Source organism: Parabacteroides sp. AM58-2XD, from assembly GCF_003463685.1.
Lineage (GTDB): Bacteria > Bacteroidota > Bacteroidia > Bacteroidales > Tannerellaceae > Parabacteroides > Parabacteroides segnis.
Map to the genome: position 1 here is coordinate 1 of NZ_QSDP01000215.1, position 2008 is coordinate 2008.

Annotated in this window: 2 protein-coding genes; both read right to left on the reverse strand. The window is 31.5% G+C overall.

Going from position 1 to position 2008, the window contains the following annotated elements:
- Positions 1–107 precede the first annotated feature (107 nt).
- Positions 108–614: a hypothetical protein gene (locus tag DXA15_RS24865; RefSeq protein ID WP_128135826.1), complete on the reverse strand. Its 507-nt coding sequence runs from the start codon at positions 612–614 to the stop codon at positions 108–110.
- A 19-nt stretch (positions 615–633) separates the two neighbouring features.
- Complete coding sequence (locus DXA15_RS24870) at positions 634–1827, reverse strand: site-specific integrase (RefSeq protein WP_128135827.1); 1194 nt, start codon at positions 1825–1827, stop codon at positions 634–636.
- Positions 1828–2008 lie beyond the last annotated feature (181 nt).

The window sequence follows — 2008 nt, forward strand, 5'->3', positions numbered from 1 at the left end:
TTTTAGGGTTTTAAATCTGCTTTTTTTAGAATGCTATCAATGAGTTTTGTTTTGGGGAATACCCTTCTTGTTATTGTATATGTTTGAATTGGCTTGCGCTAAAAGATTTATACCGAATACATTACGACCAATTTTCCATTTTCTTTTTTCATTTTGAAATAATCGACTAATGAAAAATCCACATGAATTTTTGGGGCTATCCATTTGATTCCCATATATGAGTCTGGCTTCTTGAATCCAGTACAAGCATAGTAAAAATCCTCAAAGGTTATATAACCTGCAATGAAAGCTTCTTTTATTAGTTCATCATAAATAATCTTTATTTGTTCTTTTTTTGCTTGTAATTTGTAGTGATGGTCTGTGTCTATGTCTACAAATTCAATCTCTCCTTTTTCATATAGATCCTCTAATATGTAATCTAAATATCCATTATCTTCAATGTATTTGCGTATGGCATCAAACGAGATTTGATCTAAATATTTAGGTGCCTCACTATCAGATATAGGTGGAATCATTTCTTCTCCATCATCAGAAGTTAATTGTCTGATTAATGATTCACACTCATCTATAACATAATCTCGAAAATATTCGTCAGGAAGATCATCTATTGACATAACATACTATTTTAATGGTTTATAATTTGAACTTATCTGAAACGCTTTCAATGGCAGTTTTTTTGTTTTCGTTGACGGCTCGTGTGTATCTTGTTACATATTTTAGTCCAGAGTGTCCTAGCAGAGCTGCTATAATGACTGGGTTGGTATTAATGTTTACTAGCATAGTACCGAAAGTGTGCCTCGCACAGTGCCAAGTGATATTTTTTGTGATACCTGCTTTTTTAGTCCAACGTTTTAGAGATTTACAACAACATTCATAAGAAGGTAACTTGAATATAACTTCATCAATATTATTGCCTTTGTTGTCTTGTGTAGGTTCTCCTATGAGGCGACGTATGTTTTCTGTTAGGCTTAATGTTACATTACTTGTATTGCTGTGTCCTTTTGTTTTATTTTGTTCGAATTTAAGCATATTATTGGTGTAGTCTATATTGCTGAATCTTAGGTCTTTGACATCGCAAAATCTAAGTCCAGTAAATAAACAAAATAAAAAGGCTTTCTTTACATTAGGATTTTGCCCTACATATTCTGTTTTTATCATAGCTTCTATTTCCTCATCGCTTAATATATGTTTTCTTAGTGCTGTTTTGTCTATTTTGCATATTACCCCATTGCAAGGATTTTTTTTTATGACATCATTTTCACATAAGTACTTTACAACTTTCTTGAAATGTTGAAAATAGTTGCTTGCTCCTTCTCCTTTACTGTGTTTTTGTAGGTAATGAACAAATTTTTCCATCATTTCTTTTGTTAGTTGTTCTGGCATTATACCGTATTTGTATATCGAGTATTCTTCCTCTATAAAACTTCTAAAGCGTTTTAAAGCGCCCGTCATCATGCGATAGTCTTTTTTGTCATATTTGTCGTTGTAAGCTTGAAATAGCTCAAAAAAATCTTCTTTAGGAGAATTAATGAGGCTAACTCCAAGCTTGCCACCTTTGAGTTTTAGTTCCTCTTCCATTCTTAATTGTTTAGCAATGGCAATATTTCTTCTATTTGCTTCACGCTGTTCTGCATCTTTAGGTTTGGAGGTTATGTATAGATTTAAGGTTTTCTTTTTTCGGTTCTTGTGTATTTTTTCCTCTCCAGTATTTGGATCTGTAGTTTTTCGATACCCCAAATAATATTCTAAATATAGACTTTCTTGTCCATTAGATAACTTTTTTGATTTCAATTTAGGGTTGTCTGTGCTGTTTCCTTCTATTTTCATGATATTAAAGTTTTAGACTTTCTTGTCCATTAGATAACTTTTTTGATTTCAATTTAGGGTTGTCTGTGCTGTTTCCTTCTATTTTCATGATATTAAAGTTTTAGATTACAAATCTAGGTAAAATATTTTAAGAGTGCCAAAGAGGTGCCAAATAAAATGAAAATATAAGAAGCAAAAAACA